The sequence below is a fragment of the Crateriforma conspicua genome, assembly GCF_007752935.1.
Classification (GTDB): Bacteria; Planctomycetota; Planctomycetia; order Pirellulales; family Pirellulaceae; genus Crateriforma; species Crateriforma conspicua.
Map to the genome: position 1 here is coordinate 5,124,066 of NZ_CP036319.1, position 26,846 is coordinate 5,150,911.

The window sequence follows — 26,846 nt, forward strand, 5'->3', positions numbered from 1 at the left end:
TCATCGCCCATGATAGCAGTCCCGACGATGCCGAATCGGTAAGCGGCCTATCAGGACAACCTGCCGCATAGCGGACAGACCGCTCCAGGACCGTTAGGTTGGAGGTGTTTGCCGTCGCGACCTGATTGACACCCCATGCGATTGAATTTGTCCCACGGATCTCCGATGAAAAAACGCCCCCTTTTGCGATCGACGGCCACGGTGCCGATCGTGATCATGCTGGCCTGCTTCCTTTGGCAAGTCTCCGCCGGTGCGCAAGACCAATCGCCGGTAACATCACCGGACATCAACCGTTTGCTGGTCTTGCGGCCTGATGCCCCTCAAGCTTTTTTCTTTCGACAAACGGAATCGGCTTACCAGACCGGTAAGTATCCCACGTACGAATCCTGGGCTGAACCGTACGGACGCTTGCAAGGCATCATGGGCAAGTGTTTGGAAGAAGAATGCTTGGACCGCGAGCCAAGAAATGCGCTGTTCTTTCGGCGTTTTAAGCAACAGCATCCGCGGCAAGCCGTGATGTTGCATTTCAACGGCAACGCCAGGGATCCACGCTATCACACCGAACCGTTCTTTGCCGGTCACTGGATTTATCGACAAGCGGTCGTCATCACCGAAGATGTGCCCGCCGAGAATGGCGTGACAGACATCGCGGTCCAGAACGTTCGCGATTTTCGAATCGAAACAGGGCGGTACAAGAACCGCAACGACGACATTGCTCTGTTTGGCATGACCGCCGACGGCAAACACGACTGGAACCACTGCGAACAAGTGCAACTGGTATCGGTCAATGCAAAGGAACAAACCATTCGCGTTCGTCGCGGATGCTATGGAACACAACCGCTGGCATTCAAGGCCGGGGCCAGTCGCGCGGCGGCCCATCAAACCGAAGGTCCTTGGGGACGCAACAATCACTTGATGTGGTACTACAACTACGCCACACATTGCCCCCGCGATGCGAATGGTAAGACGTGCACCGATCATTTGGTCGATGACTTGGCACGATGGTTCAGCAGCGACGGAATCCTGGCCGACTTCGACGGCATCGAATTCGATGTTCTGTTCAACGACACGCACGGTGACACCGACGGAGATGGCATCGTGGACGATGGGGTGATCGACGGCGTCGACCGGTACAGCATCGGCGTCGTCCAGTTTGCACAACAACTGCGTGAACGAATGGGGGATGATTTCTTGATTTTGGCCGATGGTGCACTGGGACCAGGCGGCAGCCGCAGCCAAAGGGCGTTTGGCATCTTCAACGGCATCGAAAGCGAAGGCTGGCCGAATCTGAACGACTGGGAATTCGACGATTGGTCGGGCGGGCTGAACCGGCTGTTGTACTGGCAGGAAAACGCACGGGCTCCGGCTTTCAGCTACGTCAATCACAAGTGGATTCAACCGGTCGCGGGACAGCCCGGTGTCACTCGACATCCGGATGTCGCCCCGGCCCGACATCGCCTGGCCATGGCGGCGGCGGTCGCCGCCGACAACGCCGTTTGCTTTTCGATCCGCCCGGCCAATGATCCCGGCGGCAAGCCCGGGATCTGGGACGAACTGCGTGGCGGTGCTCGGGGCGAAGCCGGGTGGCTGGGAAAACCAATCGAACCCATGCAACGTCTCGCCGCTCGAACGCCCGACCTGATATCCGGTGCCGCACCTAGCCCGGCCGACTTGGCGAAGATCATCCAAGGCAACGTATCCACGCAAGTGGTCGACGGGGGCCTGCGGATCACGCCAAACGATCCGGTAGCAACCAGCACCGCCTTTCGCATCTCGGCGATTCCCACGTCGGGCCCTGACCAGACCGTGCTGGCGACGTTGTCCGCCGATCCGATGCCCGGGTATTCCGCAACGATGGCCCGTTTGGGATCGCTGGGCATCACCGACGGTCGAGTACAATCGTTGATGGAACGCGACGACATCGTCACCGGCATGCGTTTGCGAAACCAAACGCGTGATCGGTCGCTGGATCCGGCGACGGGCGCAAAGTTTTCGGCCGCTCGTGTCAGCATTGAAGAAGAAACCTTCGACGCGTTTTCGGTCCACCCACCCTACAAAGCCGCCAAAGGTGCGACGTTCTGGACCATCGAAACCGACGTCAAAGCCGATCAGTCGCTTTGTTTTGCTTTGGGAATGGGACCGCTTAGCCCACAACGAAGCGACGGCGTCCGCTTCATGATCGAAGCCACCGTGCTTTCCAACGGGCACCGGTCGGTCACGCAAACAATCTTTGACGAAACCACCAACGAACACTCATGGCTGCACCGGAGCGTTCCTTTGGATGATTTCGCCGGCAACCGAATCCGACTGAGATTCTTGGCCGACTGTGGAATCAACGACAATTCCACAACAGATCACGCATCCTGGGCAAACGTCCGAATCCAGCAATCGGACATGGATTCGTTGCCAAGCCAGGCCGCAAAGAAGGCGAACACTTGGGTCGGCGCCCAACCATTCACCGCCGGCTGTTACGCGTCCGCCATCGGCAGCCCCAAAGTGGACATTGAATTCCGGATCGAAGGCGGCCAAGCGGTATACCTTCATCAGATCAGCGTCCATGCCCACCCCGACGCGCTGTCGCGACGATTCGAAAATGGAATGATCATCGCTAACCCGTCGCCGCGGCCGATGAAATTTGAACTTCCCAGTGACCTGGTCGGGTCACTTCGTCACATCAAAGGCAGCGCGAAACAGGATCCGAAAACAAACAACGGTCGCCGCACCGGATCGGCCATTCAGCTGGGTCCTTTGGACGCGGTCTTTTTGGAACGCGTCGACACGGCGTCACGCTAATTCCGCGACGATTTGTCTCCCAAGCCAACCTTTGTCGCTTGCCGGCATGAAAACCGCGGCGTGACAATTGGTCACGCATGCGTTGCGATTGCATTCCCGGCGATGTCGCCAGCGGAACCTGAAACGCAAACATTGCCCTTGTCAGGGCGACACCGGCATCCGGCCCGCCTCAAACCTGACATTCGGTACGATGTGCGGCAGGACCGCACACGCTGGAAATTCATCTTGATGCCTTTTACAACTGCGGCATACCACCGCATTGGCTTTACAAGCCCATGCTTGTCGGGAAAATCGACTCGACACCGGTCAGGAAAGCCCCGGCAAAGAAGTCAGGTCGCAAGTGTTGTTTGTCCGATAGACAGGGCGTCCACACTTGTGGCAATCTCGATGGCGGCCACACTTTGATCGACCAAAGATTCGCCTTTCACCGTCGCTCACCGCAATTAGGAGTCTTGATGATGCAGCCCGTCAAATCATTGAATCATGTCGGGATCGCCGTCCGTTCGCTGGAGGATCAGAAAGCGTTCTATGAAGGTTCGTTGGGCGCGGAGTTTGAAGGCGTCGAAGACGTGCCCAGCCAGAAGGTGAAGGTCGCTTTTTATCGAGTCAACGATGTCCGGCTGGAATTGCTGGAACCCACAGATCCCGAAAGCCCGATCGCGAAGTTCATCGAGAAACGCGGCGAAGGCTTGCATCACCTGGCCTTCACCGTCGAAGATCTGCCGTCGCGGATCGCGGAACTGAAGGACGAAGGTTTGCGAATGATCGACGAAACACCGCGACCGGGCGCCCACCACACGCAAATCGCGTTCTTGCATCCCAAGAGCAGTTGCGGCGTTCTGACCGAACTGTGCCAGCCGATGAAAGCTTGATGAAATTCGTTTTCCAGCGAATGGTCGGTTCTGCGGCAACGCCCCCCCGCGCCGCTTCGGCAACAGAATTCGGTCATCCGTTTTTGACCTCATCCCGTTCACTTTCCTTGACCGCTGTAGTGATTGGATTCTTCTTCCATGACAACGTCAAAATTAACAGTCACCGATGACTTTCCGCCGGTCGATTATGACACGTGGCGGCAACAGGTCGAATCCGATCTGAAAGGCGCACCGTTTGACCGCAAATTGGTGTCGCACACCTACGAAGGCATCGACATCCAACCGGTTTATTCGTCGAAAGACCAGTTGGACGGGACCGACCCTATGGGCGTCCCCGGCGCGGTGCCGTTCACGCGTGGTGCCCACCCGATGGGCCCGATCATGTGCGGCGTCGATCAGCGTCAAGAACACACGCACCCTGATTTGGAAGCAGCCAATCAAGCCATCTTGGGCGACTTGGAAGGCGGCGTGACGTCCCTGACATTGCGTCTGGACAAGGCCACGCGTGCGGGCGTTTCGGTGGAACAAGCCGAAGATTTGGCCGGTGTCGACGGCCTGATGGCCTATCGCGTCGAAGATTTGGATGAACTGTTGGAAAAGGTTCATCTGGAATTGATCGAGGTCGGGATCGACGCCGGTGCCAGCTATTTGCCGGCCGCGGCAACCTTGGCGGCACTCTGGAACAAGCGTGGCGTCCCCGGCGAATCGGCACGTGCCAGCTTCGGCGCTGATCCGCTGGCGACGTTGGCCGCCGACGGTCGCTTGCCGATGTCGATGAGCCAGGCGTATCACCAGATGGCCGAACTGGTCCGCTGGACGAAAGCCAACTATCCCAAGTCGACTGCGATCTGCGTCAACACCGCGGTCTATCACAACGCCGGCGCCACGGCCGCCCAGGACATCGCGTTCGCGCTGGCCACCGCGGTCAATTATCTACGCGGTCTGGAATCCGAAGGCGTCGCCATCGACGATGCGGTGTCACAGATGCTGTTCCGATTCAACATCGGAACCCACCACTTCTTGGCGATCGCCAAGTTGCGTGCGGCACGATCGTTGTGGTCGCGTGTGTTGCAAGCCTGTGGCGCGGCACCGCGTGGCATGCGGATTCACACTCGCACCAGCGACCGGGTGATGACCCAACGTGACCCGTACGTGAACATGCTTCGCAATACCGTCGCATCGTTTGCGGGAATTGTCGGCGGCGCAGAAATCGTCACCTCGGTTCCTTTCGACGAAGCGTCCGGATTGCCCAACGCGTTCAGCCGGCGAATCGCTCGCAATACCGTGTTGATTCTGCAAGAAGAATCGCACATGCACCGCGTGTTGGACGCCTCAGGCGGCAGCTGGTTCTTGGACGATCTGACAACCGAGTTGTGCGAAAAGGCTTGGGAGATCTTCCAAGGCATCGAAAAAGCCGGCGGGATGTCGGCCGCCCTGCAAAGTGGTGCGATCGCCGAACAAATCGACGCCGCCTATGCCCCGCGTGCCAAGGACATTGCCAAACGTCGCGAAGGCATCACCGGTGTCAGTGAGTTTCCCAATCTGACCGAAGAACCGGTCAAGCATTCGCCGCCGGACATGGACGCTTTGTTGGCGGGCGCGAAGAAACGGCTTGCCGTGACGTCACCGACGGCGGATGCCATCGACGGCGATGACCGTCTGGCGCAATGCGTCGTCGCGGCCGAACAAGGTGCGACGATTGCCGCCTTGGCACAGCGTCTGGGACTGCAACAAGAGTCAACCGACGCCAAAGTGATCGAACCGCACGCATTCGCCCAACCGTTCGAAGAATTGCGGGATGCCAGCGACGCTTGGATGGAAAAGCATGGCAACCGACCTCGCGTCTTCTTGGCCAACATGGGCCCGGTTGCCCACCACACGGCTCGCGCGACTTACGCCAAAAACTTCTTCGAAGCCGGCGGGTTCGAAGCGGTCACCAACGAAGGCTTCGCGGACGCCGATGCGGCGACGGCGGCCTTCAAGGAATCCGGCGCGAACGTCGCCGTGATCTGTTCATCGGACAAACTTTATCCCGACATGGTTCCACCCGTTGCCAGCGGTCTGAAAGCCGCGGGTGCAAAGACCGTGGTGCTGGCCGGACATCCCGGCGACAACGAAGCGGCGTGGCGACAAGCCGGCGTCGATCGATTCATTTTCATCAAATGCGACGTGCTGGCCACGCTTCGCGAACTGCTGCGTGAAGAGGAGGTACTTTCGTGATGACTGCGATACCGAATTTTGCCGACGTCGCTTTGAAGGGCGATGCGAACACCGTGGGATCCCCCGACGACTGGAATCAATCCGTCGGCGGCGATCCGCAACGCCTGGGCTGGCAAACCGGCGAACAGATTCCGATCCAAGCGTTGTATTCGCAAAAGGACTTGGAAGACGTCGACCACTTGCAGACGATGCCGGGATTCCCGCCGTTCTTGCGTGGCCCCTACGCGACGATGTACGTCATGCGGCCGTGGACCGTCCGCCAGTACGCAGGTTTCTCCACTGCCAAGGAGTCCAACGCATTTTATCGCCGCAACTTGGCCGCCGGCCAAAAGGGGCTGAGCATCGCGTTCGACTTGGCAACCCACCGTGGTTACGACAGCGATCACCCACGTGTCGCCGGCGATGTCGGCATGGCCGGCGTCGCGATCGACAGCATCTATGACATGCGAGTGCTTTTCGACGGCATTCCGCTGGATCAGATGAGCGTGTCGATGACGATGAACGGTGCCGTGTTGCCCGTGATGGCGTTGTACATCGTCGCCGCAGAAGAACAGGGCGTTGCACCGGAGAAACTGGCCGGCACGATCCAGAACGACATCCTGAAGGAGTTCATGGTTCGGAATACGTACATTTATCCGCCCGAACCCAGCATCCGCATTATCGCCGACATCTTTGACTACACCAGTCGCAAGATGCCGCGATTCAACAGCATCAGCATCAGCGGTTACCACATGCAGGAAGCCGGTGCGACGGCGGACCTGGAATTGGCGTACACGCTGGCCGATGGCCTGGAATACGTCCGCACCGGATTACAAGCCGACCTGGACGTCGATTCGTTCTGCCCCCGACTGTCGTTCTTCTGGGGCATCGGCATGAATTACTTCATGGAAGTCGCCAAGCTTCGTGCCGCGCGGTTGATTTGGGCCAAGCTGATCAAACAGTTCAATCCCAAGAACCCCAAGAGTTTGTCGCTGCGGACTCACAGCCAAACCAGCGGCTGGAGCTTGGTCGCACAAGACGTTTATAACAATGTCGTCCGTACCTGTGTCGAAGCAATGGCGGCCACCCACGGCCACACCCAATCGCTGCACACCAACGCGTTGGATGAAGCGATCGCGTTGCCGACCGATTTCTCCGCCCGGATCGCACGAAACACGCAGCTGTTCCTGCAACAGGAGACGGACACCTGCAACGTCGTCGATCCCTGGGGCGGCAGCTACTATGTCGAAAAACTGACGCATGATTTGGCCCAACGTGCTTGGGAACACATCACCGAAGTCGACGAAGCGGGCGGGATGACCAAAGCCATCCAAGCCGGCATTCCGAAAATGCGGATCGAAGAAGCCGCCGCTCGGACGCAGGCGCGGATTGATGCGGGACTGCAACCGGTGATCGGCATGAACAAGTATCGCTTGGCCCAAGAAGACGACTTGAAGGTGCTGAGCGTCGACAACACTGCCGTGCGACAGGCACAAATCGAAAGCTTGAAAAAGCTGCGTGAAGACCGTAACGAAGGTGAAGTCAACGCCGCCCTGGCCGCTTTGCGACACGCCGCCGAAGAAGGTTCGGGCAACTTGCTGGAATGTGCCGTCGATGCCGCTCGTGTCAAAGCGACCGTGGGCGAAATGAGCGATGCTTTGGAATCGGTATACGGCCGATACGAAGCGCCCGTGCAAACCGTCCGTGGCGTTTATGCCAACGAAACCAAGGGTCAGGATGCCGTGACGCGAGTCCAACAGTTGGTCGAAAAATTCGAAGAAGCCGAAGGACGTCGGCCGCGAATCCTGGTCGCCAAAATGGGACAAGACGGTCACGACCGCGGTCAAAAAGTGATCGCTTCGGCCTTTGCCGACCTTGGCTTCGATGTGGACATCGGTTCGCTGTTCCGTACCCCGGCCGAAACCGCCAAGCAGGCGGTTGAAAACGACGTCCACGTCGTGGGGGTCAGTTCGCTGGCCGCCGGTCACCTGACGTTGGTGCCGGAACTGAAGCAAGAACTGGAAAAGCTGGACCGTGACGACATTATGATCGTTGCCGGCGGGGTGATCCCGCCGCAAGATTACGATGCCCTGTATGCGGCCGGCGCCGCAGCGGTCTTCGGCCCCGGTACCGTGATCAGCGACGCCGCCGTTTCGTTGTTGGAAAAGCTGGCGGACCAGTTGGAAATCCAGCTTCCCGGTACGGCGGACACGGCGGTCTGATGACAGATCGACCGACCGCTAATTCCAAAGCACGTGCCCGCAATCGCCCCACCGCGGATGACTATTTCCAAGGCATCCGCGATCGCAACCTGTCGATGTTGGCGCGTGCATTTACCCTGGTCGAATCCAGCAGCCCACGGCACCTAAAGGTCGCCGAGGAATTGCTGACTCGGCTGATGCCCTTGACCGGAAATGCCTTGCGTATCGGTATCACCGGCGCACCCGGGGCGGGCAAAAGCACCTTCATCGAAGCGTTCGGATTGCTACTGGTACGTCAGGGCAAACGGGTCGCCGTGTTGGCGGTCGACCCGTCCAGCGGCGTCAGCGGTGGCAGCATCCTGGGCGACAAAACACGGATGACCAATCTGTCGTCGGAAAAAGACGCGTTCATTCGCCCATCGCCATCGGCGGGCACCCTGGGCGGTGTCGCCCACAAGACCCGCGAATGCATGCTGATCGCCGAAGCGGCTGGATTCGACGTGATCCTGATTGAAACCGTCGGCGTGGGGCAAAGCGAAACAATGGTCGCCGACATGACCGATTGTTTTTTGGGACTGATGTTGCCCGGTGCCGGTGACGAACTGCAGGGCATCAAGCGAGGCCTGTTGGAACTGGTCGATGTGATCGCCGTCAACAAAGCCGACGGGAAAAACAAGGACGCCGCAGAACTGGCGGCGCGGCAATACCACAACGCGCTGGATTCGATCACGGGACGACACTTCGATGACGCACCGGCCATTTTGACGTGCAGCGCGCGCGAAAATTTGGACATCGACAAGGTTTGGAAAGCGATCGAAAAGCGATGTCGTCTGCGAAAAGATTCGGGCGATTTCCAACGACGTCGACAACAACAAAACCTACGCTGGTTGTGGTCCATCGTCGAAGATCAGCTGCGTCACGTCATGCACACTCATCCGGCCGTACAAGCCATCTGCAACGACGTGGAAACGAACGTCTTGGACGGATCCATGCCACCGGCGGCTGGAGCACGACGTTTGTTTTCGGCTTTGAACCTTGATCCCAGCAACCTTTGATTGATTCCCATGGGCCTTATCAAAACAGTGCGTGGTTTCACCCCACAATTTGGTGAAAATTGCTTCCTAGCGGACACCGCCGTGGTGCTGGGCGACGTCGTCATGGGCAATGACTGTTCGGTATGGTTCAACACGGTCGTTCGCGGCGATGTGAACTCGATCCGCATCGGCAATCGGGTGAACATCCAGGACGGCGCGGTGCTGCACACGCTGTATCAAAAATCGGTCATCGACATCGCGGACAACGTTTCGATCGGCCACAACGTCTGTGTGCATGGCGCCAAGATCGAACAGAACTGCTTGATCGGCATCAATTCGGTGATTCTGGATCACTCGGTGATCGGTGAAGGATCGATCATCGGTGCCGGTTCGGTTGTCTTGCAGGGAACCAAAGTCGAACCCGGCAGCCTGTACGCCGGTACCCCGGCCAAACGGATCAAAGATGTCGATCCGGAACAGGCCAAGGAGATGATTGAAAAGATCGCCAAGAACTATCTGTTCTACGCCAGTTGGTTCAAAGACGAACAAGAGCCCGGCCAAGACTAGGCCCGAAGTCAGCTCGATCGAATTCTCCAAAGTCGCCTGATCAAAACGTCAGGGCTGGGCGGTCCGCAAGACCGGACACAACGGAGCGACGGCACAAAAAAAGCGGCACATCACTGCGCCGCTTTTCGTTCGTCGCGTGGGTCTAAGCCACCGAACTGGTTTCGCCTGCCAGCATATCGCCGTGACGCATCAGGTTTCGGTGCATATCGAAACTGCGTTCCAAATCGTGATAGATGTGTCCCGGTTTGCACTTTTCGATGTAGCGATGCAGCATGTCGCGATACATCGGATGGGCACAGTTATCGATGATCAATCGTGCCCGCTGGGCCGGTGCAACGCCGCGCAAGTCGGCTAGACCTTGCTCGGTCACAATGACTTCGACGCTGTGTTCGTTGTGATCCACATGGCTGCACATCGGAACAATCGTCGAAATCTTGCCGTCCTTTGCCGTCGACGGACACACGAAGATCGAAAGGTAGGCGTTGCGGGCAAAATCACCGCTGCCGCCGATACCGTTCATGATGTTTTGACCGCAAACGTGCGTGGAATTCACGTGACCATAAAAGTCCACTTCCAACGCCGTATTCATCGCGATGATGCCCAACTGACGGACGATCGCCGGGTTGTTGCTGATTTCCTGAGGACGAAGCACGATTCGATCGCGATAGAACTCGATGTCTTCAGAAATCTCTTGGATCTGTTCCGGTAACAGGGTCAAACCACAAGAACTGGCTCCCTTCATCCGGCCGCTTTTCAGCAAACGGAACGGCGCCGGCTGTAGCACCTCGGTGTACATGTAGAAATCGGGGATTTCCGTACTGGCACCGATGCCCTCGGTCACCGCGTTGGCGACGTTCCCGACACCACTTTGCATCGGCAAGAATTCCTTGGGAATGCGCCCTGCGGCCAGTTCTTCGGTCAAGAACTGGACGACATAGCCGGCGATCGCACTGCTCAGTTCGTCCGATGCGGTGAAACCGCCCAATTCGTCAGGCTGGTCGTTTTCGACGATCCCCACGATCTTGGACGGATCGACTTGGGCGTAGCGGGTTCCGATGCGCTGCAGCGGATGATCCAGGGCCAGTGATTTGCGGTGGGGCGGTGTATCGGGAACCACGACATCGGCCATCTTGCCGATTTCTTTGGACTGGCCACGGTTCAGTTCGATGATGACCTTCTTTGCCTTCATCAGAAACGTCGGCGATGCCCCCACCGATGTACTCAGATAGACTTTTCCGTCTTCGGTCACGTCGGTGGCTTCGATCACCGCAACGTCGATATCGCCGAAGTGCCCGAACAGGACGGATTGGGGCAGGTGGGACAAGTGCATGTCGACGAATTCGACTTCGCCTTTGTTGATGCGTTGTCGCAACGGGCGTGACGATTGGTAGGGTGCACGCCAACTGACCGCGTCGGCTTCGGCCAATGCGTCGTCCAGGCTCTTACCGGTGCTGGCGCCGGTCAAAACACGGATGCGAAACGGCTGGCCGGCTTCATGCAAAATCTTGGCCCGGTCGGCGATCGCGCGTGGAACGGCTTTGGCGGCACCAGCGGGCGTGAACCCGCTCATTGCCACCAGCATGCCATGGTCGATCAATTCGGCCGCTTCGGCAGCGCTAAGAATGGGGAAAGCGCCGGACATTTTCATTTCCTTATCGGTTAGGCAGGTCAGGGGTTACGCCCGATATGAAGTGGAACGTTGTGACGTTTAATCGATCTCTCGTCGCCAACAACCGACGAATCAAGGACAAGTTGTCGCATAAGGATTTTCACGACAAACGAGATCACACATCCGCCATCTAACCCTCGTAGATAGACCGCCGTGTGAAATATTGTCAAGTCGGTGCGGCGATCTGGTGCGCAATGTCACAGCCACCATTTTTTTCAACGATCCACGGGGCTTTCACAGGGTCGCTACGGCGGACATCATGCCCGAAACGCTGGTCTTTGTACACAAAACAGCGCCTTCACTGGTTTCACATCGATCGTCAGGCGGCTCCTGACAGGCGTCGGGTCTCACGCTAGTTTATGCCGATGTGACAAGTGGTCTGAAGCTTGTCTTACTTGGTCGCACAACACGGTTGTGGTGAATTGATGGCTATCGAAAAGTCACTGTTAGAACAGTTGAAAGAACGTCGCGATCAGCGGCTGGTGGGCGGCGGTAAAGAACGCATTGCCAAGATCCACGCCAAAGGCAGCATCACGGCGAGGGAACGATTTGACGGACTGTTTGACGACGGCACCTTTCAAGAATGGGGTCTGCACGTCGAACACAACTGCCATGACTTCGGCATGGAAAAGAAATTCATGCCCGGCGATGGTGTGATCACCGGCGTCGGACAGGTCGATGGACGTCCCGTTGCGGGATTCAGCCAAGACTTCACCGTCGGCGGCGGTGCACTGGGACAACGACATTCGCAAAAGATTTGCGACGTGATGGACTATGCCGCCAATTGCGGATTGCCCTTCGTCGCGATCAACGATTCGGGCGGGGCCCGGATCCAAGAAGGGGTCGATGCCCTCAGCGGGTACGGCCAAGTCTTCTATCGAAACGTCGAACTGTCGGGACTGGTCCCTCAGATCGCCGTCATCGCCGGCAGCTGTGCCGGCGGCGCCGCCTATTCACCGGCGTTGATGGACTTTTTGATCATGACTCGTAAGAACGCGAGCATGTTCATTTGCGGTCCTCAGGTGATCAAAGCCGCGACCGGCGTGGACACCACGATGGACGAAATCGGCAGCGCCGCGGCAAACGCAGCGATCAGCGGCAACGTGCACTTTGTGGCCGAGGATGATCAACACGCTCTGGAATTGGTCCAGGAACTGTTGTCCTACTTGCCATCAAACAACTTGGACAACCCGCCCCACCATCCGATCGAAGACATCAGCATGGTGCCCGATACGTCGATCGACGATCTGGTGCCCGCCGACGCCAAAGGCGCGTTGGACATGGAAGCGGTGATCCAACGCATCGTTGATGACGGACGCTTCCTGCAAGTTCATCAAGAATTCGCAAAGAACATCCTGGTGGGCTTCGCAAGGATCGACGGCGTCGTCGTCGGGATCATCGCCAACCAACCGATGGTCAAGGCGGGAACGATCGACATCGATGCCTCGGACAAGGCGTCACGTTTCATTCGATTCTGCAATGCCTTCAATATCCCGTTGGTCACCTTGGTCGACGTTCCCGGTTTCTTGCCCGGCGTGCAACAGGAACAGGGCGGCATCATCCGCCACGGCGCTAAAATGCTGTTCGCCTACTGCGCTGCGACGGTCCCCAAAATCACGGTGATCACCCGCAAAGCCTATGGCGGTGCCTATTTGGCGATGTGCAGTCGCGACATGCGGGCCGACGTCGTATTCGCATGGCCGACCGCCGAGATCGCAGTGATGGGGGCCGAAGGAGCCATCAACGTTTTGTACCGCCGCGAATTGGAAGCGGCCGAAGACAAACAGGCCAAACGGGCCGAATTGGTCAAGGAATACCACGACCGATTTGCTTCTCCCTACATGGCCGCATCGCGCGGGATGATTACCGATATCATTCAACCATCGATGACGCGGGCGAGCATTTCGCTGGCGTTACGCAATACACTTCGCAAGAGTGAAACTCGTCCACCCAAGAAACACGGCCTGATCCCGCTGTAAACCACCGGAATGCTTTGACCATGAAAAAAATGCGAATCACTGTCGGTGACAAATCCTATGAAGTCACCGTCGAACACTTGGAAGACGACGATGCCGTTGCGGGTGCGCCACAACCGGCCGGCCCGCGACCGGTGTCGCCGGTTGCTCCGGTGCAAAAAGCTGCCGCGCCCAGCCCCAAAGTGACTTTGGCGGCCGGTGCAATCACCAGCCCGATGGCGGGCGTGGTCCTGTCGGTGGCCGTGAAGGAAAACGACAGCGTCGACCAAAACGATGTCTTGCTGGTATTGGAAGCGATGAAGATGGAAAACCAAATCATCGCGCCGGCCGGTGCCAAAGTAAAAGCCGTTCACGTCAAGGCGGGTGAATCGGTTCAGGAAGGCCAATTGTTGGTTGAACTGGAATAGCCGCTCATCACCACCCATCACGTAACGACGTTTGATTCCCGGGCTTGCTTCATCGAGACACCCATGGCCCCGTTTCCTGCCCTTTTCCCGCTGTGCGGGTCAGTGCTGCAATGCTGTTTGGCGCATCCCATCGTTGCGATGGGATGGGTGATGCCGATCGGTTTGCTGCAAGCCGCCGAAACAACGACCGGCGACGCCGTACCGGCGATCGACGGCGAAGCGCCATCGGCGATGGACACATTGTTTTCGGATTTTGGCATTCCGCTAGCCATTCTTGGGATGGTCGTCGTCTTCATGGCGTTGATCATTTTGATGATGGTCATCACGGCCATGCCACGGCTGATCGCCTTGATGGAAGGCAAGCCAGGCAAATCATCGGCCGCCGATGCAAAGACCAAATCGGCTGCTCCGCCCGCCTCCGACGATGGCGATGACGACGAGTTGACGCCGGAGTTGATTGCCGTGCTGACCGCCGCTGTTGCCGCGACCGAACGCCGCCCCGTACGCATTGTTCGGACCCGCCGTCTGACACCATCGGAATTGGCTTGGACGCTGGAAGGGCGAATCCGGCATCACGCATCGCACCGTCTGCAGCCACGAAATCGCTGATCATCCACCTTTGTAAATCGGTAAAGCAGCCAAGATGAACGCTTGGGACTACCTTTCGGCCAAAGCCGGCCAGTTGCTTGAAACCACCGCGTTTCCCAGCATGCAGGCGGGCAACCTGATCATGATCGTGATCGGGATGATCTTCATTTATTTGGCGATCGCCAAACACTACGAACCGCTGCTGCTGGTTCCAATCGGTTTCGGGATCGTCGTCGGCAATATCCCCAGTGTGCCCGGAATGCCGCTCAGCGTTTACGACGAAGGAAGCGTGCTGCGTTATCTGTACTTTGGGGTGGAAAGAGGGGTTTATCCACCGCTGATCTTCCTTGGCATCGGTGCGATGACCGACTTTTCGACGATGCTGTCCAGTCCCAAGTTGATCTTGCTAGGTGCATCAGCGCAAGTCGGTGTCTTTCTGACATTCTTGGGCGCCATCGCGATTGGGTTCGACCCGAACGAAGCCGGCGCGATCGGAATCATCGGTGGCGCCGACGGCCCCACCGCCATTTTCTTGTCCTCGCGTCTTGCCCCCCAACTACTCGGGGCCATCGCGATCGCCGCTTATTCGTACATGGCACTGGTTCCGGTGATCCAGCCGCCGATCATGAAATTGTTGACGACCAAAGAAGAACGGCTGATTCGCATGAAGCCGTCTCGTCAGGTTTCGACACGCGAGCGCATCCTGTTTCCCATCGTTGCGTTCATCGTTTGCACCATGTTGGCCCCAGGTGCCATCGTGCTGATCGGTATGCTGTTCTTCGGCAACTTATTGAAGGAATGCACCGTGACCGACCGTTTGGCGGCGACCGCTCGGGCCGCGATGATCGACATCGTGACCGTGTTGCTGGGATTCTGTGTCGGGGCCAGCACCAGCGCCCCGTACTTCCTGAAACGAGAATCAATCATGATTTTCGCCCTTGGCGCACTCGCGTTTGCCATCGCGACGGCCAGCGGCGTGCTGTTCGCAAAATTGATGAACTTGTTTTTGAAAGAAAAGATCAACCCATTGATCGGTGCGGCCGGCGTTTCGGCTGTGCCTGACTCGGCACGCGTCGTTCACATGGTCGGCCAAGAAGCCGATCCCCAAAACTTTTTGCTGATGCACGCCATGGCCCCCAACGTGGCCGGAGTCATCGGATCGGCTATCGCCGCCGGGGTCCTGTGGAGCCAACTGGCCAGCTGAGCCTTCGCGGCATTCGCCAGCGTCGGGATCGCAGCGTCATTGCCACGATACGGCAGGGGTGCCGACCGACGCGTCGGTCGCGCCGACCGGCAGAGCCAGCACTAATGAACATCGCCCCGCGGCGTTTGAGCGGGCTGGTTTCGGCACGTTCCTTTGGATCGGTCGCCGCTTCGAGTTGCCGAACCACACAGCGGCGGCCGTAATACCGTGTCGAGCAAGCGGCGGATGTCTCGTATAGGCAACGCAACCATCTGTCGCGGCAAAACCAATGCTGCGGCTGATTGTGCCTGACGCCAAACACAAGCATAATCTGGACGTTTGCGCTGTCGCATCACCTAATCCGCCCGCTAGCGGCCACCCCGGTCCCCTTGCGGCATGGGCCGGATGAAACCGGCCGTTCCCCCCAACGCCACCACTGACAGAAAGGTTTCTGTACTCATGGGCATCTTGGACGTCATTGTCTTCGTCGGCTTTGTGATCGCCGTCATATCGATCGGTTTGTACAAGAGTCGTGAAGAGGACGACGTCAAAGATGCCCAGGATTACTTCCTGGCCGGACGTGGTCTGACGTGGTACTTGGTCGGTTTTTCGCTGATCGCCGCAAACATCTCCACCGAACAATTCGTCGGTATGACGGGCAAAGCGGCGGATTGGTTGGGGATGGCCATTGCCAGTTACGAATGGATGGCAGCGGTCACGCTGGTGGTCACCGCGTTTGTGTTTCTGCCGGTGTTTCTGAAAAGCGGGATCTATACGATCCCCGAATTTTTGGAATACCGATACAACGCTTTCGCTCGAACCGTGATGGCCATCAGCACGATGATCATTTTGGTGGGTGTTCCGACGGCGTCGGTCATTTTCTCCGGTGCAAAGGTCATCACGGGCAATTTCCAAGGGATGGTGGTCGCCGGTTTGGACCTGGGGAATATCACCGTTGGTTGCTGGATTATCGGCATCCTGGCCGCCGTGTATGTGTTTGCCGGTGGTTTGAAAGCCTGTGCCTGGGCCGACCTAATTCAGGGATCGGCATTGATCGTCGGCGGTGTCATCATCGCTTGGTTTGCGATGTCTCTGATGGGCAACACGGCGCCGGAAGAACTGATTCAAACCGCTCGCAACGATCAGGTGACGGTGGAAAGCCTGGAATCGGCGGGTCCGATTCAACGTTTTTGGGATTTGAACAAAGGCGATTTGCCCGAAGGCAAGTTGCACATGGTGCGTCCGACCGACGACCCCGAAATTCCGTGGACCGCATTGCTGGTCGGCTTGTGGATTCCCAACTTTTTTTACTGGGGATTGAACCAATACATCACCCAGCGAACTCTGGGATCTCGATCACTTGCCGAAGGACAAAAAGGGGTGGTGTTTGCCGCATTCCTGAAGCTGATCATCCCGTTCATCGTGGTGATCCCCGGCATCCTGGCGTTCAACCTGTTCAACAGCGAACTACGCAACGACGCTTCGGGTCGAAACGCGTTGCTGATTTCCGCGAATTCGCCGGATCTGTACCAGACGCTGGATTCGAGCATGAAACCCGATCCGGCCAGCGATCGAAACACGCTGATCTTGGAAGCGATCGAAAAAAATCTGGCAGAAGCTGAGCCCGGTTCGAAGATGCTTTACGCCTTTGACGAAGAGTTCGCGGAGATGCACCCCGAGAACTCACTGGCACTGCTACAGCACAACCAATCGATCGCGGGAAGCGAATCATCCGCTGAAGAAATCCTTGATGGCGACGATCCGGCGATGGCTCTGGTCATCGCGAACAACACGACGATTCAAACAGCCACCGAACAGCTGGGCGACTCCGTTGGGACCGAAACGCTGATCGCACACGATTACGACAATGCGTTCCCAACGTTGATTCGCGAATTGTTGCCGATCGGTGTGGGCATCAAAGGTTTCGTTCTGGCCGCCATCTTTGGTGCCGTCGTCAGTTCGTTGGCATCGATGCTGAACAGTGCATCGACGATCGCAACGATGGACATCTTCTACAAGCTGAAGCCCAATGCGTCCCAAAGCCAATTGGTCATGGTGGGTCGAATCTGCACGATCGTCTTTGTCTTGATCGCTTTGCTGATCGCGCCCTTCCTGGGCCACCCGTCGTTCGGCGGAATCTTCACCTTCATCCAGGAATTCCAAGGGTTCATTTCACCCGGAATCTTGGCGATTTTCATCTTCGGTGTGCTGTTCCACAAAGCACCTCGTTCCGTCGGAACGATCGGTCTGTTGTTGAACCCGGTGTTGTACGGTGCCTTGAAATGGATGCCCGCGACGGCAGACATCACCTTCCTGAACCGTATGGCGATTTGCTTCGGAACGGTCTTGACCGTCCTAGCCTTGGTCACGCTGATACGACCGATGAAGGAACCGGTCACATTGCCCGTCAACGATCAGATCGACCTGACGGGTTCCAAGGGCGCGAAATTCTTTGGCGGCCTAGTGATTGTCCTGATGGTCGCCCTGTACATCGTGTTCTACTAAGCCGAACACGTCGTGCTTTTGCAAAGCCGGGATGCCCGCGTAACGCGTCACCCCGGCAACTTGAACCGAGGCCTACGATGCCGTCACCAACCAGCGGACTTGAAACGGCCGCAGCGAAATGGCGTCGCCCTGGGCAAGCGATTGATCGGCCAACAGGTCGTGGTCGGCTGCGACCGGAATCACGTCGCAGCTGACCTCTCGGGCCGAATCGGACAAATTCGCCAACACCACAATTCGTTGGTCCGACGCCCCACGAACAAAACCCAGCAGTCCGTCACCCGGCAAGTCCAACACCTGTTGCCCTGCAATCGGGTGGAAAGCCGGCTGCTGACGACGCAGTTCCAACAATCGGCAATAACCGTCGAACACACGCCGCTGCAATCCTGCCGCATCGGCCAATGCGTTTTCCAATTCGTCGCGTTCGTATTTGTGTCGATTGATTCTGCGATTCTGACCGGATTCATCGGCCGCGGCGACGTCGTTGGGGGATCCAAACAGACTGTGAAAATACACGGCCGGAACCCCCTGCATCGAAAGCATGATCGCCTGCGTCGCCAAAAATCTTCGTGAATGCTCGGCCGGTTCAATCGTCGCCCGATCGGCGACGGCATCCAAGTACGTGATGTTCAGCTCATAGGGGCTTTCGGTCCCGTCGCTTTGCGAACGCATGTTGACGCGACCGCCATGACGTCGCACGACGTCCACCAAATGGTCCAATCGCTCGCGCGGCACCAAACCTTCCAAGGGACGAACACCCACGCCATCGTGGCTGGCAGTGAAGTTGAAGAACGTCGTTTGATCGGTGGGCGGCCGCAGCGACTTCATCCAGTCTCGCAACACCGTGGTGTCACCACTGTGAATCGCGTCCAACAACAAAGGCGGCAAACTGAATTGATACACCATGTGGGCTTCGTCGGTGCCGTCACCGAAGTAGCTGATGTTCTCCTTGTGGGGAACGTTCGTCTCGGTCAAGACAATCGTTCCCGGCACGGCGGCATCCAAAACCGCCCGCATCAAACGCACGATGGCATGAGTTTGTGGCAAATGAATGCAGGATGTGCCGACCTTCTTCCACAGAAACGCAATCGCATCGAGTCGAATGATCCTGGCACCGCGTTGCGCGTACAGCACCAGCGTTTCGATCATCCGCAGCAGAGTTGCCGGATCACCGTAGTTCAAATCAACTTGATCGGCGCTGAAAGTTGTCCAGACGTGTTTGGTTCCCGACGCTGTTTCGAAAGGCGTCAGCAACGGCAGACTACGCGGACGCACCACGTCCGACAGATCCGCGGTCGGGTCTTGATCAATGTAGGCATCGCGAAAGGGTTCTTCGTCCGCCAGAAAACTTTGAAACCAGCGGTGGGACACCGAGGTGTGATTGGCGACCAAGTCGAACATCAGATCGAAATGCTGGCCCAAGCGTGCGATATCATCCCAGTCACCCGAATCGGGATCGACGGCCAAGTAATCGACGACCGAAAAACCGTCATCGCTGGTGTAGGGACAAAACGGCAGCAAATGAATGCACCGGAGCTTTTGATCCAATTCCCAATCTAGGAAGAAACGCCGAAATGCTTCCAGCGGATGCAGACCGGGCTGACGAATTTGGTCAGCATAGGTGATGCAAACGACGTCGTTTTGGTCCCATAAAGATCCATCGCGCGGCTTGGCATTGGCTGATTCGACCAGCCGATGGAGTGCTTCGCTCAGTTCCGTCGGCACGCTGCCATAAATGTCCGCAAGAATGGAATCAAACTGGCCGCAAGTCATCGGGTCGGTCAAAGGTTGTCCTGTCCGGTAAAGTTGGTCACCAAGGCGCGCAACTTTCGTCGCAATACGCTGTAACTGAAGAACGCTTTTCCGATTTCGTAATTGAAATCGACCATTTCTTCGCGGAAACGTTGGTCACGAATCACGCGTTCGACCTTTGATACCACGTCTTGCGTCAGGTATCCGTCCATGGCAATGACCTTTGCCCCTTTGGGCTCGATATCAGCCACAAAAATCGAATACCGGTTCACCAACACGGGTTTCCGATAGTAGAACGCTTCCAACAAGGCGTTGCCGAAACCTTCGTAAATGCTGGGGTAGGTGATGAAGTCGGCTTGAGAATACGCATCGGCCAACGTGTAGATCTTGTTGCCGTCTTCGGTCAGCCCACGTTTGTCGCCCACGTGTTCATCGGCCAAACGCAGGTCAACGCCACTTGATTCGGCCAGTTCCATTAACGCGGCCAGATACTCGTTGCCCTCATCGCCACTGGCGTGGCTGATGACCAATTTGCACTTGTCATTTCGCAGGGCCGCGACCAACGCGATGGAATGCTCGATTCCCTTACGCGGGACGACGCGGGTGGGTTGCAGGAACAGGATGTCGTCATCGTCCAAGCCGATGTCACGCCGAAAATCGCGAACGTATTCGTCGGGCTCGGGAGGTTCGGTGTCGAAATCCAACACGTTGGGCACCAACGTCGACGAAACACCGCGGCGGTGCGACAGGTCTTCCTGGGCGAACGAGTTGATCGTGACGTTTTGAATCTGGGGTAGGGCGGGTGGAAACGCCATCCACAACATGTCGGTCACCGCACTGACGCTGAAGCGGTCCCGTTCCCAATAAAAATCATGGTGGTGGGCGATCGTCGGAAAACCGGTTTCGGCGATGAAGTTCGTCAACGCGACGCCCAATGGAATGTTCATCGGGATGGTCAACGCGTTCTGTACGATCAACAAATCCAAGTTGTATCGCCGCGTGAACTCGTACAGCGTGCCCTTCAAATAATCCGCCAGCGTGTAAATGCGCTGGGTCACATCAGGTGTTCGGGTTCGTGTCCCAAAGGCGCGACGGTTGATCCATTGAATGTCGGGATGTCCGAAATAGGCATGCGGGACGACCATGGAACTGTCTTTGTCCCGATCGCTTAGGCCCGAGTACCAATAGCTGACGTGGCGATGGTCCCAGAGCACTTGCGCCCATTTGGCACTTTCCAAAGAAACCCCGTCTGTTCCACTGAACCGGGTTCCGACAAATCCGATCTGAACGCCCATGGCTGCTAAATCTGAGTCTGTGGTCGCGAAGTATCTTGGCGTTTGACCCGATGATCGCGGTCGTTTTGCTGGTATCCGCCGACTGACGATGGTGCGAATTTTCGGCGTTGCCTTCACCGACACCGTGGCCGCAAAGGCTCCTCGGTTGAATTTGGCCGTCAGGATCCGCCAGATTCCCACAGCGTCATTCGGTGCTCCGACCGTCTAGCCAAGACAATCTAACAACTGCGTCAATTCGGTCACTACGAGATCGGGGATTTTGTCACGACAACGCGGATCGTTGGCGCGATCACGCAAGCTACGACGATCACCCGCATACCAGGCCGTCTTCAATCCCGCGTTGCCGGCCGCCCAAACGTCATTCAGCATGTCATTGCCGACATAGACCGCTTGCTCCGGTGCGATTCCGGCTTTTTCCATCGCATGAACCAGCACATCGAACAGCCGCGGGCCCGGCTTGGATTGTCGAAAACGGTTTGAAAACACGCACAGATCAAGATCGAAGGGGCCATCGGCCAACGCTGCGCCGGCAAGTACTTGCACCAAGTCGATCGTGAATACCTGGGCATTGCTGACGATTCCTAAGCGAAAATCCCGGTTCCGAAGCGTCGTAATCACCTCCGCGGCCGCCGGCATCGCCCACGTCGGGTTCGCGATCGCCTCGTACCGTGCCGCAACTTCCGACACCACACGGGCATCCCAATGCGAAACCCCGCAAAGGGAACGAATGTCGCTGCGGTCCAAAATCTTTGACCAAATGTCCAAGATTTCGACTTCGGGGTTTGGGCGATCGGCCCCACGGTGCGCATCGTTTTCACGGACGATCGTTTCAATCAAATCCTGCTTGGAAACCACCGAAACATCGACGCCACAAACCGCACGAAGGGCACGCCGCACCGGATCCTGCGGTTCACCACCGCCCGTATCCGATGCGGGATCATCGACGGTGGGCGGATCGACGGCGGCACCGACTTCACCGCTGCCGCTGATCAACAGCGTTCCATAGACATCGAAAATGACGGCACGAATCGACCGCAGCGGCTTCAGCGACGGCCGGACCGACGTCGGCAATGGATCCATGGGGACCTGATGCTGGACGACGGCTGACGGCGTTTCGTTACGATGATTCATCCGGCGATGGGATCTTCGGTTCGGCAGGGAAAGAAACGGTGGGACTGAACGATACGGCCAAACGCCTGGGATGCCGAAGCGGGATGCTCCAGCGACGGTGGGTCATCGATAGACAACAACATGCGATACGCGTGAAGCAAACGATCGGCCTGGGCGGACAATCCGAAGCGATTCCGGATGACTTCGCCGTTATGCCGGATCTGATCTTCACGAGGGCCGGAGTTTGATTCCTTCATGGCTTCCAGCAGTGGTGCCGAGCCTTCCTTGCACGCGGCTTCGAAACCGACGTCGTCGGAACATTGCCGAAGGATGGAAATTTGATGCTGTGGCGTCAACATTGCAAAGTCCAGCGTCTGGGTGTTTTCCCAGGGACTTAGGTGAACTTCCGCCGCCGCGATCGCTTCGACCAAAAAGGATGCGGGCAATCCGGCATACGCCTGATCAACCGCCACTTGATACTGCTGCAACGCCTTGGCGTGCTCCGGTGCATCCAATGGAACGGGAATCGCGTCGTATCCACCGGAAAGATCCACACCGGCATCACGAAAGTCGTCCACCACGCCATCGATACGCCGTGCCAACACACGGCGTCCGGCCAACCACGGTTCCAGATAGACCATCCCGAATCCTTCGGCCACGCTGGTGGACAACACGAAACGACTGGCACGCAGATTGTCGGTGAATGAAATCTGATCCGACAGTCCGGCGTCGAAAATCGCACGCGGCGCCACCTGACGCCCCAACGAACGCCAACGCCGATACGACTCCGCCTCAATCGGTGTTGCCGGACTCAGGGTGATCCCGGCGTAGTGATTCGCCGGCACCCATCGTGACAGTAACAACCACTCACCGACGTTCTTTCGCCGTATCCCTCGCACCGGATACAACGTCCATTCCGCATCACTGGGCAGACGCATCGCGGCGCGGACCTTTTGAATCGCGACTGGATCACTTTGAACAGATACGTCCTGATTGGAATCATCATCCAAACGCACACTGTTGGGCAACGTGTGAACGCGATCGTTGTCGATGCCGATCTGACGCAAGACACTGGCATCGCCCCCGGTCAAAGACGCATAGTGAATCCTTGGACCACAGGGATAGATTCGCTCCCCCCAATGCCTCGGGGATTCCAACTCCATGGACGTGATCAAGCGTCGAACATTGCCCGGTCGACAATCTTCGGCAAAATCATGTATCTGCAACAAGAACCGCCAACCTTCGCCGGCCAGTCTTGAAATCACATCGGCGGCGGCAACATTCTTGCCCAAGCTGTGGTTATGCCAGTGCAGAACGGTATTGCCGGGCGACATTCCGGCGTCTTGCAACATCTGCTTCAACGACGCGACCAATGCGTCGACCTTGGCCGACAAATCTGACGGCGAAACCACTTGGTCGTCATAGTCAAATCCGTCGACTCGATGGACCCGGCATGTCGCCTTGGCAAAGTCATCCAAGCCCGAGATCCGATCTTCGGCCACCAAATGAATCGACGGGGCAGGGCTTAACGAACAAATCGCGCGAATGTGATTGCATACGACTTGGGTGACACCACCACGTTCAAAGTGACAGTGCAAGATGACCACATTCCAATCGTCGTTCAACGCGTCTTCGCCTTCTTTCTAGCCTGGGGTTCGATCGAATCCGGATCGAACTGTTTCAAGTTGGGGGCAGCCGTTTTGAAACCGTCCTTTGGCACATCGGCACCTGTCGACCAAGCAATCCCGTTGCAGATCAGCGTTCTTAGCGGATCGTTGGCCCAATTGCGATAATAGTGGGGCATGACGATCCCGAAACCGCGTCCACCGTCAGCCCGATTGATTCCCCAGGCGACCACCTGACGTTCCGGAGCCTCCGGCGGCAACATCGAAGTCGCTAGTGGGATTGCCCCCGGCAACATGCGATTGGCATCGGGGCCAAAATAATTGTTGATGTACGGTTCATCATGCAACGTGAACGGTTCCCATCCGGCCCCCACCGGATGATCCGCTGACGCATTTTCGATGGTCGCCGCGTCAAAGATTCGCGCGACCGATCGGTGATGATCACAGCGTGTTGCGAAATAGCCCCCCATCCACTGCAACAATGGATGCTGTCCTTCCGGCCCAACATCCTTGGCCTCCAAACCGGTCGCATAGTGCAGGCATACGATTCCACAGCCGCGATCCATCATGCCCGCCAATTCATCCAGGATGGATTCGGTGTTGGCGAACTTTGTCGGCGGAAACATGTCGCCAATGAAGACGATGGAATCCGCCTTGGACTGCGTCTCGGCATCCGGCCAATGATCCACAACGATGGTACGAATGGGCGGTGCATTGAGCGGGTGCATCATACAGTGGGCGACCAATCGTCCGCCCGCAGCCACTTCATGAGTTCCCGGCGGATGCGTGCTGGGTCCGACCACCACCAAGATTTGCTTTTCGCTTTCGTCGAGTTCCGCTGCGTCGGACTTCACGCTTGTGGTGTCGTCCGCCCATGACCGGAACGGCAAAACAGACAATGCTGCGATCAAGCTGCGCCGCAGCCCATTGGCCGATCGACGGAAACTCAAACGGTTGTTTTGTTGATGTGCCATAATGAAGCCGCTACCGAAGCCACCAGCAGCGGCTTCTGGATGAACCAGCGAAACGAATCGGCAATCATGATAGACGACCAGCCGATAGCTTTGTGAAAGCGACGGAATCGCCACGGTGGCTCGTCGTGCGAAGGCGAGATGAGGCAAACAAAAAAAACCGCAGATGCACATCAGTGCATCCGCGGTTGCTCGCTGGCTTTCTTTAGGAGGGTGTGCGTCCTCGATCAGGCTTCCCGATCGACCATCGGGCTCCAAGTCACGCGGAAACCAGTCGTGGTGGCTTCGGTGGCCGGATTCAATTGCACGTCGTCGCCGTTCAATTGCGGTTGTGGCAACTCTTGCAGGTCATCGGCGTCGGCGTTGTCATCATCGGAATAGTCTCGACGCACGCCCTCCAACTCGGTTTGTGCGTCTTCGGTCATTTCCGCGTCCTCGTCATCCTCTTTGACGGGCGATCGGCTTTCGACGACCTCCGACGGCTGGACAATCGTGGATCCGGTAACGATCGGAGATTCATAGATCGTTGATCCGGAAACCGGAACACTGAACGAACTGTAGCCTTGGCTGATCGCTGGACTAAACGGATCGATGTAGCTGAGCGGAGTTCGCTGCACGACCGTTTGTGGCATGTCCACCATCACGGTGTAGGGGACGTATTCTTGGCGTGTCACGGGACGCATGACTTTGCGTTCAACGGCCTCTTGTTCGTAATAGGGCACGTTCACGACTTCCTTCTTCGTCTCATAAACCATGCGTGTCGTCTGGACCGGCACCTTGCGAACCTTCTCCTCACGCACCCAACGTTGGCTGGTGACCGGTACCCGTCGAGTCAGCGTTTCGGTCACCGGACGCCGAACCGTCACGGGCACTTTGCGGGTCAACTGAACGGGCACCATGCGAGTTGTTTGCACGGGCACGTTTTCCGTGACGACTTCGCTTTCCATGCGTTGAACTTGAACCGGAATCTGTTGCCGAACGACCTCGGTTTGCATTCGTTGGACTTGAACAGGCGTTTGGACCTGTTGGACTTCCGGCACGTATGTCGTCCGGGCGACTTGTTGATTCACGTAGTTTGGACGATAAGCCATCTGTGTTTGCACGGTCGGTGGCGTCACCTGAGGCACCAATACGGGTGCACCGCGATTCAGGGAGAAGATTCCCAGCGGACCGGGGACGGCATAGGCGTTGCGTTGCCAACCGACACCGTATTGCAGTTGTCCCGGAGTCACGACTTGTTGGGCGACGTATCCACCGGCATCGACCACTTGGTTTTGAACCGTGGTGACCGGCCGCATCGACGTGTACTGTTGCGTCTGCATGATCGTTTCGGTGACCGGACGCTGAACGGTGTATTGCTGTTCTCGCATCTGCGTTTCGGTGACCGGGCGCTGGACCGTGTACTGTTTTTGATAGTACTGCGTCTCGGTGACCGGCTGATACTGAGTCACCGATTCTTCGCGTTCGGAAGTTTCGTCGACGTATCGGGTGCGAGTCACTTCTTCGTCCCGATAAGACGTTTCGGTGACGGGTTTGAGCACCGAATAGGTTTCTTCGACATACCGGGTTTCGGTGACCGGCTTGGCGACACGGTATTCCCGTTCCTCTTGGCGATATTTTAACACCGGTCGATAGGACAACTGAGTCTCTTCGACATAGTCGGTCTTGGTCGAAAGACGGTACCGCGTTTGGGGTACCTTCTGGACCACGGTTTCGCACTGCAGTCGATAGGCGGGTTCGAAACAACAGGCGTCTTGTGCCAGCGCAAAACCACCGACTTGGGACAGCGAAACGGTCCCGCACAAAACACTAGCGGCCAGACGGCGAATGGATCGGTCAAACATGGTGGTGTTGGGTCGGTCGATCGATGTTGTGAAACTGGCGTTCCGAAGGGGCGAATCAGCCGGTGATGCCCTTTCGACACGGAAACGGCCGCCGACGGCGGCGATGGACGTGACCCACCGGCAAGGGCAGTCACGCTGTCGAAATCATTCGCACGACGCGGGGTGGGGAAAAGACCCGCCACACGCCGGTATCCCGACAAATCAAGACTACGCAAGCCTTTAGCAATTTGGTGAAAAATCTGTGGAAAAACGACGCTT

Annotated in this window: 18 protein-coding genes; 11 read left to right on the top strand and 7 right to left on the bottom strand. The window is 57.4% G+C overall.

All coding sequences use genetic code 11. From position 1 onward, the window contains the following. Positions 1-165: 165 nt before the first annotated feature. From Mal65_RS18735 to Mal65_RS18760, 6 genes are all read left to right on the top strand, one after another. On the top strand, positions 166-2,793 hold the full coding sequence (locus Mal65_RS18735; protein ID WP_145301035.1) for a hypothetical protein: 2,628 nt from the start codon (positions 166-168) through the stop codon (positions 2,791-2,793). A 458-nt stretch (positions 2,794-3,251) separates the two neighbouring features. After that, on the top strand, positions 3,252-3,665 hold the full coding sequence (mce, locus tag Mal65_RS18740; protein ID WP_145305039.1) for a methylmalonyl-CoA epimerase: 414 nt from the start codon (positions 3,252-3,254) through the stop codon (positions 3,663-3,665). 138 nt (positions 3,666-3,803) lie between these two features. After that, positions 3,804-5,885, top strand: a complete 2,082-nt coding sequence (locus Mal65_RS18745; RefSeq protein ID WP_145301038.1) for a methylmalonyl-CoA mutase family protein — start codon at positions 3,804-3,806, stop codon at positions 5,883-5,885. Beyond that, the gene (scpA, locus tag Mal65_RS18750) at positions 5,885-8,086 is read left to right on the top strand and encodes a methylmalonyl-CoA mutase (RefSeq protein ID WP_145301041.1); all 2,202 of its coding nucleotides are present in this window, start codon (positions 5,885-5,887) and stop codon (positions 8,084-8,086) included. The genes Mal65_RS18745 and scpA overlap by 1 nt, the downstream gene beginning before the upstream one ends. Then, positions 8,086-9,120 carry a methylmalonyl Co-A mutase-associated GTPase MeaB gene (meaB, locus tag Mal65_RS18755; protein ID WP_145301044.1) on the top strand — a complete coding sequence of 345 codons (1,035 nt, stop codon included), beginning with the start codon at positions 8,086-8,088 and terminating at the stop codon, positions 9,118-9,120. The genes scpA and meaB overlap by 1 nt, the downstream gene beginning before the upstream one ends. Positions 9,121-9,129: 9 nt before the next feature. Beyond that, the gene (locus Mal65_RS18760; RefSeq protein ID WP_145301046.1) at positions 9,130-9,666 is read left to right on the top strand and encodes a gamma carbonic anhydrase family protein; all 537 of its coding nucleotides are present in this window, start codon (positions 9,130-9,132) and stop codon (positions 9,664-9,666) included. Positions 9,667-9,808: 142 nt separating this feature from the next. On the opposite strand, the gene scpC is transcribed toward Mal65_RS18760, so the two are convergent. Continuing rightward, positions 9,809-11,308, bottom strand: coding sequence for a succinyl-CoA:acetate CoA-transferase ScpC (gene scpC / locus Mal65_RS18765; protein ID WP_145305040.1), 1,500 nt, complete (start codon positions 11,306-11,308; stop codon positions 9,809-9,811). A 452-nt stretch (positions 11,309-11,760) separates the two neighbouring features. Here scpC and Mal65_RS18770 point away from each other — a divergent pair, with 452 nt between their 5' ends. From Mal65_RS18770 to Mal65_RS18790, 5 genes are all read left to right on the top strand, one after another. Beyond that, complete coding sequence (locus tag Mal65_RS18770; RefSeq protein ID WP_145305041.1) at positions 11,761-13,314, top strand: acyl-CoA carboxylase subunit beta; 1,554 nt, start codon at positions 11,761-11,763, stop codon at positions 13,312-13,314. Between the two features lie 20 nt (positions 13,315-13,334). Beyond that, entirely contained in the window at positions 13,335-13,718 is a 384-nt protein-coding gene (locus Mal65_RS18775; protein ID WP_145301049.1) for a biotin/lipoyl-containing protein, read from the top strand. A 63-nt stretch (positions 13,719-13,781) separates the two neighbouring features. Next, positions 13,782-14,327, top strand: coding sequence for an OadG family protein (locus Mal65_RS18780; RefSeq protein WP_196784289.1), 546 nt, complete (start codon positions 13,782-13,784; stop codon positions 14,325-14,327). Between the two features lie 34 nt (positions 14,328-14,361). Next, positions 14,362-15,510: a sodium ion-translocating decarboxylase subunit beta gene (locus Mal65_RS18785; RefSeq protein ID WP_145301052.1), complete on the top strand. Its 1,149-nt coding sequence runs from the start codon at positions 14,362-14,364 to the stop codon at positions 15,508-15,510. 438 nt (positions 15,511-15,948) lie between these two features. Further along, positions 15,949-17,994 (top strand): sodium:solute symporter family transporter, encoded by a 2,046-nt coding sequence (locus tag Mal65_RS18790; RefSeq protein WP_145301055.1) that lies wholly within the window; start codon positions 15,949-15,951, stop codon positions 17,992-17,994. 72 nt (positions 17,995-18,066) lie between these two features. Here Mal65_RS18790 and Mal65_RS18795 read toward each other — a convergent pair whose 3' ends face one another. The 6 genes from Mal65_RS18795 to Mal65_RS18820 form a co-directional block, all read right to left on the bottom strand. Continuing rightward, positions 18,067-19,764 carry a sugar phosphorylase gene (locus tag Mal65_RS18795; RefSeq protein ID WP_145301058.1) on the bottom strand — a complete coding sequence of 566 codons (1,698 nt, stop codon included), beginning with the start codon at positions 19,762-19,764 and terminating at the stop codon, positions 18,067-18,069. Between the two features lie 8 nt (positions 19,765-19,772). Next, positions 19,773-21,038, bottom strand: a complete 1,266-nt coding sequence (locus Mal65_RS18800) for a glycosyltransferase family 4 protein (RefSeq protein ID WP_145301061.1) — start codon at positions 21,036-21,038, stop codon at positions 19,773-19,775. Between the two features lie 204 nt (positions 21,039-21,242). Next, the gene (locus tag Mal65_RS18805) at positions 21,243-22,169 is read right to left on the bottom strand and encodes an HAD family hydrolase (protein ID WP_145301065.1); all 927 of its coding nucleotides are present in this window, start codon (positions 22,167-22,169) and stop codon (positions 21,243-21,245) included. Beyond that, entirely contained in the window at positions 22,166-23,773 is a 1,608-nt protein-coding gene (locus Mal65_RS18810; protein WP_145301068.1) for a glycosyltransferase family protein, read from the bottom strand. The genes Mal65_RS18805 and Mal65_RS18810 overlap by 4 nt, the downstream gene beginning before the upstream one ends. Continuing rightward, entirely contained in the window at positions 23,770-24,861 is a 1,092-nt protein-coding gene (locus Mal65_RS18815; RefSeq protein ID WP_196784291.1) for a hypothetical protein, read from the bottom strand. The genes Mal65_RS18810 and Mal65_RS18815 overlap by 4 nt, the downstream gene beginning before the upstream one ends. Before the next feature lie 110 nt (positions 24,862-24,971). Next, a complete protein-coding gene (locus Mal65_RS18820; protein ID WP_145301071.1) occupies positions 24,972-26,588 on the bottom strand; it encodes a hypothetical protein in 1,617 nt (538 codons plus the stop codon). Positions 26,589-26,846: the final 258 nt, after the last annotated feature.

What these genes read in the sequence shown, in the direction of transcription:
- scpC (WP_145305040.1), bottom strand. Translation starts at nt 11,308, where the DNA reads ATGTCCGGCGCTTTCCCCATTCTTAGCGCTGCCGAAGCGGCCGAATTG.
- mce (WP_145305039.1), top strand. Translation starts at nt 3,252, where the DNA reads ATGCAGCCCGTCAAATCATTGAATCATGTCGGGATCGCCGTCCGTTCG.
- Mal65_RS18770 (WP_145305041.1), top strand. Translation starts at nt 11,761, where the DNA reads ATGGCTATCGAAAAGTCACTGTTAGAACAGTTGAAAGAACGTCGCGAT.
- Mal65_RS18795 (WP_145301058.1), bottom strand. Translation starts at nt 19,764, where the DNA reads ATGACTTGCGGCCAGTTTGATTCCATTCTTGCGGACATTTATGGCAGC.
- scpA (WP_145301041.1), top strand. Translation starts at nt 5,885, where the DNA reads ATGACTGCGATACCGAATTTTGCCGACGTCGCTTTGAAGGGCGATGCG.
- Mal65_RS18735 (WP_145301035.1), top strand. Translation starts at nt 166, where the DNA reads ATGAAAAAACGCCCCCTTTTGCGATCGACGGCCACGGTGCCGATCGTG.
- Mal65_RS18800 (WP_145301061.1), bottom strand. Translation starts at nt 21,038, where the DNA reads ATGGGCGTTCAGATCGGATTTGTCGGAACCCGGTTCAGTGGAACAGAC.
- Mal65_RS18745 (WP_145301038.1), top strand. Translation starts at nt 3,804, where the DNA reads ATGACAACGTCAAAATTAACAGTCACCGATGACTTTCCGCCGGTCGAT.
- Mal65_RS18775 (WP_145301049.1), top strand. Translation starts at nt 13,335, where the DNA reads ATGAAAAAAATGCGAATCACTGTCGGTGACAAATCCTATGAAGTCACC.
- meaB (WP_145301044.1), top strand. Translation starts at nt 8,086, where the DNA reads ATGACAGATCGACCGACCGCTAATTCCAAAGCACGTGCCCGCAATCGC.
- Mal65_RS18760 (WP_145301046.1), top strand. Translation starts at nt 9,130, where the DNA reads ATGGGCCTTATCAAAACAGTGCGTGGTTTCACCCCACAATTTGGTGAA.
- Mal65_RS18790 (WP_145301055.1), top strand. Translation starts at nt 15,949, where the DNA reads ATGGGCATCTTGGACGTCATTGTCTTCGTCGGCTTTGTGATCGCCGTC.
- Mal65_RS18820 (WP_145301071.1), bottom strand. Translation starts at nt 26,588, where the DNA reads ATGTTTGACCGATCCATTCGCCGTCTGGCCGCTAGTGTTTTGTGCGGG.
- Mal65_RS18780 (WP_196784289.1), top strand. Translation starts at nt 13,782, where the DNA reads ATGGCCCCGTTTCCTGCCCTTTTCCCGCTGTGCGGGTCAGTGCTGCAA.
- Mal65_RS18785 (WP_145301052.1), top strand. Translation starts at nt 14,362, where the DNA reads ATGAACGCTTGGGACTACCTTTCGGCCAAAGCCGGCCAGTTGCTTGAA.
- Mal65_RS18805 (WP_145301065.1), bottom strand. Translation starts at nt 22,169, where the DNA reads ATGAATCATCGTAACGAAACGCCGTCAGCCGTCGTCCAGCATCAGGTC.